General features: G+C 69.2%; 8 protein-coding genes. 5 read left to right on the forward strand and 3 right to left on the reverse strand.

What is annotated here, in order from left to right; genetic code table 11:
• The first annotated feature begins 122 nt into the window (after nucleotides 1-122).
• A complete protein-coding gene (locus ALMP_RS29270) occupies nucleotides 123-2,159 on the forward strand; it encodes a beta-galactosidase (protein WP_264933681.1) in 2,037 nt (678 codons plus the stop codon).
• 271 nt (nucleotides 2,160-2,430) lie between these two features.
• Nucleotides 2,431-4,557, forward strand: coding sequence for a glycoside hydrolase family 2 protein (locus tag ALMP_RS29275; RefSeq protein WP_264933683.1), 2,127 nt, complete (start codon nucleotides 2,431-2,433; stop codon nucleotides 4,555-4,557).
• Nucleotides 4,558-4,659: 102 nt separating this feature from the next.
• Here the strand turns inward: ALMP_RS29275 and ALMP_RS29280 are convergent, their stop codons facing one another.
• The 3 genes from ALMP_RS29280 to ALMP_RS29290 form a co-directional block, all read right to left on the reverse strand.
• Nucleotides 4,660-5,778: a LacI family DNA-binding transcriptional regulator gene (locus ALMP_RS29280; RefSeq protein WP_375803547.1), complete on the reverse strand. Its 1,119-nt coding sequence runs from the start codon at nucleotides 5,776-5,778 to the stop codon at nucleotides 4,660-4,662.
• 107 nt (nucleotides 5,779-5,885) lie between these two features.
• Nucleotides 5,886-7,850: a glycoside hydrolase family 127 protein gene (locus ALMP_RS29285; protein WP_264933684.1), complete on the reverse strand. Its 1,965-nt coding sequence runs from the start codon at nucleotides 7,848-7,850 to the stop codon at nucleotides 5,886-5,888.
• A gap of 111 nt (nucleotides 7,851-7,961) precedes the next feature.
• Nucleotides 7,962-8,975, reverse strand: coding sequence for a hydroxyacid dehydrogenase (locus tag ALMP_RS29290; RefSeq protein ID WP_264933686.1), 1,014 nt, complete (start codon nucleotides 8,973-8,975; stop codon nucleotides 7,962-7,964).
• A gap of 378 nt (nucleotides 8,976-9,353) precedes the next feature.
• Between ALMP_RS29290 and ALMP_RS29295 the strand changes: the two genes are divergently transcribed.
• Genes ALMP_RS29295 through ALMP_RS29305 form a run of 3 tightly spaced genes read left to right on the forward strand, consistent with a single transcriptional unit; the run spans nucleotide 9,354 to nucleotide 12,547 of the window.
• Nucleotides 9,354-10,682, forward strand: coding sequence for an ABC transporter substrate-binding protein (locus ALMP_RS29295; RefSeq protein ID WP_264933688.1), 1,329 nt, complete (start codon nucleotides 9,354-9,356; stop codon nucleotides 10,680-10,682).
• A gap of 48 nt (nucleotides 10,683-10,730) precedes the next feature.
• On the forward strand, nucleotides 10,731-11,684 hold the full coding sequence (locus ALMP_RS29300) for a carbohydrate ABC transporter permease (protein ID WP_264933690.1): 954 nt from the start codon (nucleotides 10,731-10,733) through the stop codon (nucleotides 11,682-11,684).
• Nucleotides 11,681-12,547 carry a carbohydrate ABC transporter permease gene (locus ALMP_RS29305; protein ID WP_264933692.1) on the forward strand — a complete coding sequence of 289 codons (867 nt, stop codon included), beginning with the start codon at nucleotides 11,681-11,683 and terminating at the stop codon, nucleotides 12,545-12,547. Before ALMP_RS29300 ends, ALMP_RS29305 begins: the two co-directional genes overlap by 4 nt.
• The last annotated feature ends 5 nt before the right edge of the window (nucleotides 12,548-12,552 follow it).

A 12,552-nucleotide genomic window follows, 5' to 3' on the forward strand; every position in this document is an offset into this window, starting at 1 on the left:
GATCCCCACCCTGATCGTCTACTTCGTGCTCCAGCGCCAGTTCGTCAGCGGCCTCACGCTCGGCGCCAACAAGGGCTGAAGCACGCCTCCACTCGTTCCCCACACCTCCCGGAGTACCACCAGTGACCACCGAACGCCGTCTCCGCCTGCCCGGCATCGCCTACGGCGGCGACTACAACCCCGAACAGTGGCCCGAGGAGGTGTGGGCCGAGGACATGGTCCTGATGCGCGAGGCCGGGGTGACCATGGTCAGCGTCGGCATCTTCTCCTGGGCCTTGATGGAGCCCGCGGAGGGCATCTACGACTTCTCCCGCATGGACAAGATCCTCGATCTCCTCCACGAGAACGGCATCGCCGCCGACCTCGCCACCCCGACCGCCGCTCCGCCCGCCTGGTTCTTCCGCGCCCACCCCGAGGCACTGCCGGTCGACCGCGACGGCCGCACGCTGTCGTACGGGAGCCGCCAGACCTTCTGCCCGTCCAGCCCGGCGTACCGCACGGCCGCGCTGCGTATCGCGGGTGCGCTGGCCGAGCGGTACGCCGACCACCCGGCCGTCGCCATGTGGCACGTCCACAACGAGTACGGCTGCCACAACGCGGAATGCTTCTGCGACACCAGCGCGGCCGCCTTCCGGCGCTGGCTGAAGGCGAGGTACGGCAACGACCTGGACGCGCTCAACCACGCCTGGGGCACCACCTTCTGGAGCCAGTGGTACTACGACTGGGACGAGATCATCCCGCCCCGCGCCACCGGCGCCGACCCCAACCCGACCCACCGGCTGGACTGGCGCCGCTTCTGCTCGGACGAACTGCTGTCGCTGTTCACCGCCGAACGCGACGTGCTCCGCCGAGCCGCCCCGCACATCCCCGCCACCACCAACTTCATGGTGATGCACAACTTCGACGCCATGGACTACTGGCGCTGGGCTCCCGAGCTGGACCTCGTCTCCAACGACCACTACCTGCTCGCCACCGACCCGGAGTCGGAGATCGACATCGCGCTCTGCGGCGACCTGGTCCGCTCCCTGGCCGGCGGGCGGCCCTGGCTGCTGATGGAACACTCCACGGGAGCCATCAACTGGCAGCCCGTCAACCGGGCCAAGCGGCCCGGCGAGATGCGCCGCAACGCACTCGCCCACGTCGCGCACGGCGCCGACGGCATCGCCTACTTCCAGTGGCGCGCCGCGAAGGCGGGCGCCGAGCAGTGGCACTCGGCGATGCTGCCGCACGCGGGCACCGACAGCCAGATCTGGCAGGACGTCAGGCAGCTCGGAGCCGATCTGCGGGCCCTCGCCGAAGTAGGCGGCAGCACCAGCCCCGCCAAGGTCGCCATCGTCTGGGACTGGAACGCCCGCTGGGCCATGGAGCTGCCCTCCCAGCCCAGCAGCGAACTCCGCTTCCAGAACCTGGTGAGGGACTGGTACACGCCGCTGTGGAAGGCCGGCGTGGCGGTCGACTTCGTACGTCCCGACACCCCGGACCTCGACCGCTACCAGCTCGTCCTCGCCCCCAGCCTGTACCTGGTCGACGACGCGGGAGCGACCAACCTGGCGGCGTTCGTCGAGCATGGCGGCACCCTCGCCGTGGGTTTCCACAGCGGCGCGGTGGACGAGAACTGCCACGTACGCCTGGGCGGTTACCCGGGCGCCTTCCGGAAGGTCCTCGGGGTGCACGGCGACGAGCCGTTCCCCCTGCTGCCCGGACAGTCGGTCGGCCTGGGCGGCCAGGTCCCGCAGGAGGCGACCGCCGACCTGTGGACCGAACGCCTCCGGCTCACCGGAGCGGATGCCGTCGCCACGTACGCCGACGGACTGCTGGCCGGTGTCCCGGCCATCACCCGCCACGCGTACGGCAGTGGCACCGCCTGGTACCTCGCCACCCACCCGGACACCAGCACCCTGGCCGCCGTCCTGGAGCGCATCTGCGAGGAGGCCGGAGTACGCCCGGAGCACGACGTACCAGCCGGCGTCGAGGTGGTGAGGCGGCGGGGCACCGAGGCCGACTACCTCTTCCTGATCGACCATGCCGGCCACGGCGCCGAGATCCCCGCCGAAGGGGTCGAACTCCTCACAGGCAAACCGGTCGTGGGCTCTGTCACCGTCCCCGAGGGAGGCGTCGCAGTCGTCCGCGAGGCGACGCGCGAACCGAACGGTGGGTGAGACATCCGGGGTTGCTCCGTGTGTCGGTCGGCCGTGTGGTCACCAGGAGGCAATCCCTATGCGACCCCGACCGGCTTCCACGTGACCGACGGCCGCGCCTGCCGGCGCGCCGCCGCCGGCAGGACGCGAGGTGGGACCGAGGCACTTCTCTCGGCTGCTTGAGGCGGGCCGTCAGCCCGATCCGGGTGCCGCGCGCGGCCGGCCACGGGCGTAGGCGCAACGCCGCGCCAAGAAAATTTCCTGCTCCGACTCCACGGAAGTGAGTTCTGACATGACAGGTTTGGCCAGCCGCAGACAGGTGCTCGGCGGGCCGGCTGCGGGAGTACTGGCCTCGCTGGCCGGGATCCCGCTCGCCGGTTCCGCGGCCGCCGCCACGACGTACACCGCACCTGATCCCCGTGTCTGGATCTACCTCAACAACGGGTGGCGATTCATCAGATCGGACGTCGCAGGCGCGCAGGCGCCCGGATTCAATGACTCCGGATGGACGTCGGTCAACACGCCCCACACCTGGAACGCGGTCGACGGTGCCGACGGCGGCAACAACTACTACCGCGGAGTGGGCTGGTATCGCCGCCATTACACCGTGCCGTCCGAACTGGGCGGGAAGCGGCTGTACCTGCAGTTCGCCGGTGTCAACCAGGTCGCCGACGTCTGGGTCAACGGCACGTACCTCGGGCAGCACCAGGGCGGGTACTCCCGCTTCCGGTTCGACGCCACGGCCGCGCTCGTCCCGGGCGGCGACAACGTGATCGCGGTGAAGGTGACCAACGCCCGTGACACCACCATCGCCCCGTTGAGCGCGGACTACACCTTCCAGGGCGGCATCTACCGCAACGTGAGCCTGTGGGCTGTCGACGACCTCCACGTCCGGATGACGGACTACGCGGGCCCCGGCGTCTACCTGCGGCAGAGCAACGTGACCGCGGCCGCGGCCACGGTGACCGTCACGACGAAGCTGTGGAACGACAGCACCACCACCAGATCGGTGGTCGTGCGCAGCGTCATCGCGGACAAGAGCGGGACCATCGTCGCGGAGACGAGCAGCACCGCGCGGACCGTCCCCGCGGCCACCGGCACGGAGGTGCAGCAGACTCTCCACATCAGCAACCCGCACCTGTGGAACGGCGTGGCGGATCCCTACCTCCACAACGCCAGTGTCGAGATCCATGACGTCACCGGGGGCGGGGACAAGATCACGGACGTGGTGACCGAACGTCTGGGTCTTCGCTCCATCGCCGTCGACGCCGACACGGGCTTCCGCCTCAACGGCAGCCACCTCCACCTGCACGGCGTCAACCTGCACCAGGACCGGGCCGGCAAGGGCTGGGCGATATCCGACGCCGATCACACCCAGGACTTCGACCTCATCGGCGAGATCGGCGCCAACGCCGTCCGGATGGCGCACTACCAGCACGACCAGAAGGACTACAACCTCGCCGACGAACGCGGAATGGTCGTGTGGGCGGAGATCCCCCTGGTCGACCTCGTCACCGACTCGGCCGCCTTCACCACCAGCACCCAGAACCAGCTGCGGGAACTGATCCGGCAGAACTACAACCACCCCTCGATCGCCTTCTGGGGCATCGGCAACGAGCAGATCGACTACAACGGCACCGCCACGAACAAGCTGCTCGCGTCACTGGCCGACATCGTCGAAGCCGAGGACCCGGACCGCCTCTCCACCTACGCCGTGCGCGGCGAGGACCCCGACAACGCGCAGGCGGGCCTGCACACGCAGACGGTGGGCTTCAACAAGTACTACGGCTGGTACTACGGCTCCAAGGACGGCGACCTCGGTGCCTGGGCCGACAACCTTCACGCGAACTCCCCCTCGCGCAGGATCGCCATGTCGGAGTACGGCGTCGGCGCCAGCACCACCCAGCACCAACTCAACCCGCCGAAGCCGGCTCCGGGCGGATCCTGGCACCCCGAGGAGTACCAGTCGCTGTTCCACGAAGCGGCCTGGAAGCAGCTCGCCGACCGTCCCTTCATCTGGGGCACGTTCGTCTGGGCCATGTTCGACTTCCCCTCCGACGGCCGCAACGAGGGGGGCCAGCCCGGCATCAACGACAAGGGCCTGGTCACCCGCGACCGGCAGATCCGCAAGGACGCCTTCTACTGGTACAAGGCCAACTGGGCGAGCACCCCGACCCTCTACATCACCAGCCGTCGCTGGACCCAGCGCACCGATGCCGCCACCGAGCTCAAGGTCTACTCCAACGCCGGTAGCGTCACCGCCACCCTCAACGGCACCTCCCTGGGAACCGTGACCAGCAACGACCACATCTTCCGGTGGACGGGTGTCACCCTGAGGCCGGGGCTGAACACGGTGGTGGTGACCGCGACCATCAACGGCTCCACCTACACCGACACCGTCAACTGGACTCTCGGCTGAGAACCTCGGCCTCGACCTGGGGCGTGTCCCGAAAGTGGAACTGCGGCGTGGTTCCCGTTCGGCCAGGGTTCGCGGCCGAACGGACGAGGAGCCTCACCGGCCTTACGGACGCGGGCGGCGTACGGACTGACGGATCACCAGTTGCGTACTCAGGACGACATGGTCGTCGCCGCTGATGCGTTCGCTGCGTTCCAGGGCGAGCCGGACCGCTGTTCTGCCGAGATCCTCGTACGGCACCCGTACCGACGTGAGCGACGGGGTCAGGTCCGCGGCGAAGGGAACGTCGTCGAAGCCCACCAGGGAGACGTCCCGGGGGACGTGCAGGCCGGCGTCGCGGAGAGCGGCCAACGCACCGAGGGCCACCATGTCCGTCCCCGCGAGGACGCCCGTGAAGTCGACCCCCGCCTTCAGCGCGTCCCTCGTGCGCTGGTAGCCGGAGACGCGGGTGTACGAACCGGGGACGTACAGCTCTTCTGCGTACTCCACGCCGTGCGCGCGCAGGGCGTGGAGGTAGCCCTCCCTCCGTTGTTCCCCCGTACTGAACTGTGGGTCGCCGCCCAGGAAGAGGACGCGCCGGTGGCCCTGGACGAACAGATGGTCTGCGGCCTGGAAGGCGCCTCCGCGGTTGTCGTAGTCCACGACGGTGACCGGGTGATCCCCGGGCAGGGGCGGGCGGCCGACCAGGACCAGACGTGACCCGGCGGCGTCCAGGGCGCGTGCGTACTCGGTCATGCGCTGGAAGTAGGCCTCGTCCTGCGTTGCCCCGCCGACGAGGAGCACTGCGGCCGCGTGCTGCTCGCGCATCAACTGCACCAGGTCGTCCTCGCGGGCGGTGTCTCCGTGAGTGGCGCAGACCAGGCTCAGCCGGCCCCGCAGGGCCGCCTCCTGCTCGACCCCGGCGGCGACATGGGCCAGCGACGGCCCGGTGATGTCCCGCAGGACCAGGGCGACGGGACCGGCCACCCGCCCGGAGAGGGCTTTGGCATGGACGTTCACCACATAGTGCAGCGACTCCACGGCAGCCATGATGCGCTCCCGGGTGGCGGCCGACACGGGATAGTTGCCGGCCAGTGCCCTGGAAACGGTTGCTACCGACACCCCCGCCCGTTCGGCGACATCGCGAATCGTGCTGGGGCGCTCTCCACCTGCCTGGTTCTTGCGTCGACGCCTGGAAGCCGGGGAGGCGGGCGTTGTGGGAGAACCGTTTCCATTCGCTGTCACACCTTGACGTTACTGCACCGTGCACCCTCGTGGACACCGGATGGGGGCGACCGGTTCGCGAATTTCAGTAAACGATTACTGCCGGGGCATGGTGACCGCACCGACGTCTATCCGCGGGCGGCCAGCGGCAGCCAGACCCGCATGGCGCCCGGCTCGCGGTTGGCCCAGGCGTAGTACGGCACCGCCGTCAGCTCGACGCTCTCCTGGGGCGCGCCGGAAGTCGCCGACGCGTACGGCAGGTAGGGCCAGTCGCCGGACGCATCGTCGGCACGGAGGCGGTTCCCCGCGACACTCACCGTTCGCACCCCGCCGAGCAGTTCGGGGCGGCTGCGCACGGTCAGTGGCGTGTCCGGCGCCACAGCGATCGCGTCCGGGTCCAGGCGCCCCGGCTGGTCGGTCTGCTCCAGGCAGTAGACCAGCGGGCCGCGTTCGACGGCGGCGCAGCCCCGGACAGCGTCGACGCGCGAGGAAGGGACAGTGAGCCGGGCCGGCATCGCGAGGTCGAGGCGGACGGTGTCGCCGGGGGTGAACGCGCGGGTGATGCGCAGCCAGCTGGAGTCGGCCCCATCTTCGACGAGGGTGCCGTTGACGGTCAGGGTGTGGTCGGCGCACCACGCCGGCAGGCGTAGGGAGAGCGTGCGCGGCAGGGTGGCGGGAGCCTCGTCGACGGTGACGGTCACCGTGCCCTCCCACGGATACTCCGTGGTGACCCGCACGGTGAGGCCGTCGCCGCCGTAAACGCCGGTGGCGTACTGGTGCAGCTGCAGACCGCTGTCGTCGGCCGTGGCCAGGTAGTGCGGGAGCCCGGCGAGCAGGCGCATGACGTTGGGCGGGCAGCACGCGCAGCGGAACCAGGGGGTGCGGTGGGCGGTCTGGTCGCCGGGGCGTTCGTGTGAACGGGCCCGTCGATGAAGCGGGTTGACGTACAGCCAGGTGCGGCCGTCGAGACCGGCGCCCGCGAGGAAGCCGTTGAACAGGGTGCGCTCGACGAGGTCGGAGTAGCGGGCCTCGCCGGTGAGCAGGGCCATGCGCCAGGAGAAGTGGACGGAGGCGATGGCGGCGCAGGTCTCGGCGTAGGCGCGGTCGGCGGGCAGTTCGTGGGCGTCGCCGAAGGCCTCCCAGTCGTGCCGGGAGCCGACGGCGCCGGTGAGGTAGGTCTTGGTCGTGACCATGTCCCGCCACAGCCGCTCCAGCGCCGTGCGGAGTTCCGTGTCGCCGGTCTCCGCGGCCAGGTCGGCGGCTCCGGCGAGGAGGTAGAGCTGGCGTACGGCGTGGCCGGTGACCTCGTCGGCCGTGCGGATCGGCGTGTGGTCCTGCCAGTACTCGGGCCCCGGATCGCGGTCGTGGCCCCGGTCGGCGCCGGAGGAGAGGGTGCCGTGGCCGCGGCGTTCCAGGAAGTAGCGGGCGAGGTCGAGGTACCGCTTCTCATCGGTCGTCCGGTGGAGTTCGACGAGGGCGGTCTCCACCTGCGGATGGCCGCAGACGGTGTCCACCTGCTTGCCGGGGCCGAAGACGGAGTCGATGTGGTCCGCGAGTCGGCGGGCCACGTTCAGCAGCCGGTCGGAGCCGGTGGCCCGGTGGTGGGCCACGGCGGCCTGGATCAGATGCCCCGCGCAGTACAGCTCGTGTCCCCAGCCCGGCTCGGTCCAGGGGGTGCCGCCGCCGAGCTGGTAGTACGTCTGGAGGTAGCCGTCCTCGCGCTGGGCGGCGGCGATCAGCTCGACGATGGCTTCGACCTCGGTGGCGAGCGTCTCGTCGGGAGTGTCCGCGAGCTGCCAGCAGGCGGCTTCCAGCCACTTGTAGACGTCGGAGTCCTGGAACTGGAAGTCGCCGGAGAAGCCCGTGCCGGACGGGGTGTCCGCGCCGTCGGCGCGCAGGGCCGCGGCGGCACGGAAGTTGGCCAGGTTACCGGCCTGCTCCAGCCACGCCGGGCCCTCGGCGAGTGAGATCCGGGCGTTGACCCGGCGCCGTTCGGCCCAGAAACCGCCCTCGATGCGGGCCGCGGAGGCGGGACGCAGGGGTGAGACGGCGCGTGGGGAGGGGTGGACCGGGCCGGCCTGGGGGGTGTTCAAGGGTGTCTCCGAAGGGAAGAGGGACGGGCTGGGTGGGGTGCGACGGGATCGGCGTTGCGGGAGCCCGGCGGGCGGGCGTCGTGCTCGGCCGTCGGGTAGGCGTCGAAGTTCTCAGGCGCTGATCGCCAGTTCGGCCCGGTGGACCGGGTGGGCAGGCGGCAGCCCCGACGTCATGCGTTCCAGTTCCGTCACCACCGTGCCGCCGAGGCGCGCCAGTTCGTTGCCCAGGGAGCCGGCGATGTGGGGTGTGAGGAACACGTTCGGGAGGCCGTAGAGCGGGGAGTCCGCGGGCAGCGGCTCGGGGTCGGTGACGTCCAGGATCGCGCTGAGCCGGCCGTTCACCAGTTCCTCGGTGAGCGCGGTGTGGTCGATGAGGGCGCCCCGTGAGGTGTTGATGAGGACCCCGCCGTCGGGGATGAGCGCCAGCCGCTCGCGGCTGAGCATGCGGTGGGTCTGCGGGATGTCGGGGGCGTGCACGCTGACGATGTCACTGGTGCGCAGCAACTCGTCGAGGTCCAGCGGGACCGCGCCCAGCTCCGCGGCCTCGGCGGCGTCGACGTAAGGGTCGTGGAGGCTGACCGACAGGTCGAGGGGGCGCAGCAGTTCCAGGACCCGGCGGCCCACCCGGGAGGCGCCGATCAGACCGACCCGGCGGCCGAGGTTGCCGACCGCCGCGTACTCCGTCGGAGCGGGATGGACGTGCTCGGCCCGGAAGCGTTCGCGAAGCCCGAAGGCGTCCTTGCCGGCCAGCAGGATCGCGGCGAGCGTGTACTCGGCCACGGGCAGGGCGTTGGCCTGCACCGCGCTGGAGAGAGTGAGGCCGCGCTCCCAGAACGGCTCACCCACGAGGTGGCGGACGCTGCCGCCGGCGTGCAGGACGGCGCGCAGCCGCGGCGCCGCCGCCAGCACCTCCGCGCCGAGGTGCGGGCAGCCCCAGCCGGTGACCAGTACCTCGGCGCGGCCCAGGGCCTCGGCCACGGCGGGATCGGAGAAGTCCTGGGCGACGAGCGTGGGGTCGACCCGCGCCAGTTGCTGGAGGCGGGTCAGCAGCGGAGGCGGGAAGAGTTCCGGCAGATGCACCGGATTCATGGCGAAGAGGGCGAACGGCGGCACTGACGTATGCATGATGCTCCTGGGGAGGGTGTGCCGGGGTCGGCGGGCGACAAGTCCGAGGGCCACAGTAAACGTATTCCACGCTAGAAGCCCCAGAGAGCCTTGGTCAATGACCAGCTCAGCGACACGGGTACGTCATAGAGAGTCCGCCTACCTGCCCCGAGGTGACGCGAACTCCTATGGTCAGGCGCCTCGATAGGCAACGTCGTGGAAAGTCGAGCGAAACAATCCTGCGCCTCCTCTTGTGGATCGGGTTCCCTCGGCCGTACCGTCCACGGCAACAAACGGTTACTGCATCACCGCGCGGTATTCGTTCTCTCCCCTCGCGTCGCCCCGACCGCGCCGTTCCCTCACGTGCAGGCGCCGTCCCGTTCCTTTCGTGGAGGACCGATGTCCAAGTCCCGTATCCGCCCCGGGGTCCTCGTCCCGGTGGCGGCCGCCGCTTCTCTCTCCCTGCTGCTGACCGCCTGCTCGGACGACTCCGGCTCCGAGACCTCGGCGGCCACGAAGGGCAACGTGACGCTGGAGTTCTGGAGCTGGACGGACGGCATCGAGGCGCAGACCGAGGTGTGGAACAAGGAGCACCCCGAGACGCAGATCAAGTTCGTCAACGCCGCCGGTGACACCGCCTACCAGAAGCTGCGGGCCGCGGTGAACGCGGGCACCGCGCCCTGCCTGTCGAAGATGGACGGGATGAACCTGGCGAACTTCGCCGCCGACGGACTGCTGACCGACATCAGCGAGGTCGCGGCCAAGTACCAGGGTGCGTACACGGTCGCCGCGTGGAACGCGGTCAGCCCCGGCGGCACCACCTTCGGCATTCCGATGGGGTCGGCGCCGCTGTTCACCGCCTACCGCGCGGACCTGTTCCAGAAGTACGGGATCGAGGCCCCGAAGACCTGGGACGACCTGATCGCCGCCGGCAAGAAGGTCCAGGAGAAGGACAGGAACGTCAAGATCTACAACATGGCGGGCGAGGACCCGAGCACGCTCGTCGACCTGTCCTGGGAGGCCGGCGCCCAGTGGTACAAGGTCGACGGCGACCACTGGGTCGTGAACTTCACCTCACCCGAGGCGCTCAAGGCCGGTGACATCGTCCAGCAGCTCGTCGACAACGGTCTCGCCTCCAACGCGTCGTACGCCGACCCGGGGGTCTTCAAGACCTGGGACCTCGGCAAGACCATCGCGATGACCACGTCGACCTGGCAGCTGCCGATCTACGACACCAACTTCCCGAAGTCCAAGGGCAAGTGGCAGCTCGCCGACTCGCCGGCCTTCGACACCGCCAAGCCGCAGACCTCCAGCAACTTCGACACCACCGGCGTCCTCAAGGGCTGCAAGTACCCCGACCGCGCCGCCGAGTTCGCCGCCTGGCTGAGCAGCAGCAAGGAGTCGCTGACCGCGCTCACCGACCCGGCCTCCAAGTCCGGCCTGTTCCCGGCGGTCAAGGACGTCTCGCCGTACGTCGACAAGATCATCCCGACCGGGATGTTCAACGGGAAGTCGGACGGCGCACAGGTGATCACCACGGCGGCCTCGCGGGTCGGCGAGCAGTGGCAGTACGGGCCGAACTACGCGGCGATGTACTCCGAGATGCAGAAGCAGTGGGGCAAGGTCATGAAGAAGCAGCTGACGGTCAAGGACATGCTGACCTCGCTGCAGAAGTGGACCGTGGACGACCTCAACCGCAAGGGCATCAAGGCCGTCGCCGGCAGCTGACCTCCCCTGTAGGCCCCGCCTCTGTAGGACCCACCTCTGGAGACATCCGTGTCCACCCTGACGCGACCCCCCGAGGTCGCCACCGACTCCCCGGCCCGGCGGCCCTCCCCCCGCCGGGCCGGGAGCCGGGGAGCCCACAAGGGACTGCTTTTCGCACTGCCCTTCCTGCTCGGCTTCCTGGCCACGTACGTCGTGCCGATCGGCTACGCCTTCAGCCAGAGCCTGCGCGAGAAGAAGAGCAGCGGTCTCGGCTTCGGCCCGACCCGGGTCGTCTTCACCGGCTTCTCCAACTTCGCCTCCATCCTCGGCGACGACGCCTTCTGGTCGAGCATGCTGCGCACGCTGCTGTTCGGCGCGGCGCAGATCACGGTGATGCTGGGCCTGTCGCTGCTGCTCGCCCTGCTCCTGGACGGGGTGGCCGCCCGCGCGGTGCGGTTCTTCCGCGCGGCACTGCTCATCCCGTACGTGGTGCCCGCCGTGGTGTCCACCGTGATCTGGCTGTTTCTCTACAGCCCGACGGGCTCTCCGCTGCTCGACCTCGCGCACGGCGCCGGCACGGACATCACCTTCTTCGGCGGCCTCAACACCTATCTCTCCCTGGGCAATGTGCTGACCTGGCAGGGGATCGGCTTCAACATGATCCTTATCTCCGCCTCGCTGCAGGCGCTGCCCCGTGAGCTGTACGAGGCGGCCAGGCTGGACGGGGCCCGGGAATGGCGGATCGCCTGGTCGGTCAAGATTCCCAACATCACCGGGATCCTGGTGCTGACCGGCATGTTCTCGCTCATCGGGCGACTGCAGCTGTTCGCCGAACCGCTGCTGCTGCGGCAGATCGCGCCGGAGTCGATCAACACCGACTTCACTCCGATGATGGAGATCTACGACAAGGCGTTCAAGACCGGTGACTACCAGTACGCCGCCGCCGAGTCCCTGGTCCTGGCCGTGGTCACGGGCATTCTCGCCTTTGTTTTCTACCGGGTCACGAACAGGAAGATGTCATGAGCGCTGTCGCATCCGGGGGCGGCGTGCGCCCCAACCGCCGCGCGGTGGCGCTCACCACCGGCCTGCTGGTCCTCTTCCTGATCTACTCACTCGCCCCGACGTGGTTCCTGATCGTCTCCGCGACCAAGAACCAGACGGACCTGTACTCCACCTTCGGGCTGTGGTTCTCCTCCAACCACCTGGCGGACAACGTCCAGGAGATCTGGACCTACCACGACGGGGTGTTCACCCGCTGGATCGGCAACTCGATCCTCTACTCGACACTCGGCGCGGCCGGTTCCACCCTGGTCTCGCTCGCCGCCGGGTACGGGCTGTCGAAGTTCGACTTCCGGGGCCGGGGCGCGTTCTTCGCGGTCATCGTCGGTGCCTCGCTGCTGCCGAGCACCCTGCTGGCCTTCCCGCTGTACCTCGTTTTCGCCGAGATCGGCCTGACCAACACCATCTGGTCGGTACTCATCCCGTACTTCATCAATCCGTTCGGGGTCTACCTGGGCAAGGTGTACGCGGACAGTTCCATCCCCACCGAACTGATGGAGGCGGCCCGTCTCGACGGCGCCGGGGAGCTGCGGATCTTCTGGTCGGTCGCGCTGCGGCTGACGCGGACCGGCGGCATCACCATCTTCATGCTCGAGTTCATCAACATCTGGAACAACTTCTTCCTGCCCTTGTTCATGCTCACCGGTGAGCGCACGTTCCCTGTGAGCCTCGGGCTGTACTCCTGGCTCCAGCAGGCGCAGACCGCCCGCGACATGAACACCCTCGTCCTTACCGGGTCCCTGTTGTCCATCGTTCCGCTCGCGGTCTTCATGTTCGCGCTCCAGAAGTACTGGCGCAGCGGAATCCTCATGGGCAGCCTCAAGTAAAGGAT

The sequence above is a fragment of the Streptomyces sp. A012304 genome, from assembly GCF_026008495.1.
In the GTDB taxonomy this organism is placed as follows: Bacteria; Actinomycetota; Actinomycetes; order Streptomycetales; family Streptomycetaceae; genus Streptomyces.

Coding starts and splice junctions, on each gene's coding strand:
- ALMP_RS29275 (WP_264933683.1), top strand. CDS start 2,431: ATGACAGGTTTGGCCAGCCGCAGACAGGTGCTCGGCGGGCCGGCTGCG.
- ALMP_RS29290 (WP_264933686.1), bottom strand. CDS start 8,975: ATGCATACGTCAGTGCCGCCGTTCGCCCTCTTCGCCATGAATCCGGTG.
- ALMP_RS29295 (WP_264933688.1), top strand. CDS start 9,354: ATGTCCAAGTCCCGTATCCGCCCCGGGGTCCTCGTCCCGGTGGCGGCC.
- ALMP_RS29305 (WP_264933692.1), top strand. CDS start 11,681: ATGAGCGCTGTCGCATCCGGGGGCGGCGTGCGCCCCAACCGCCGCGCG.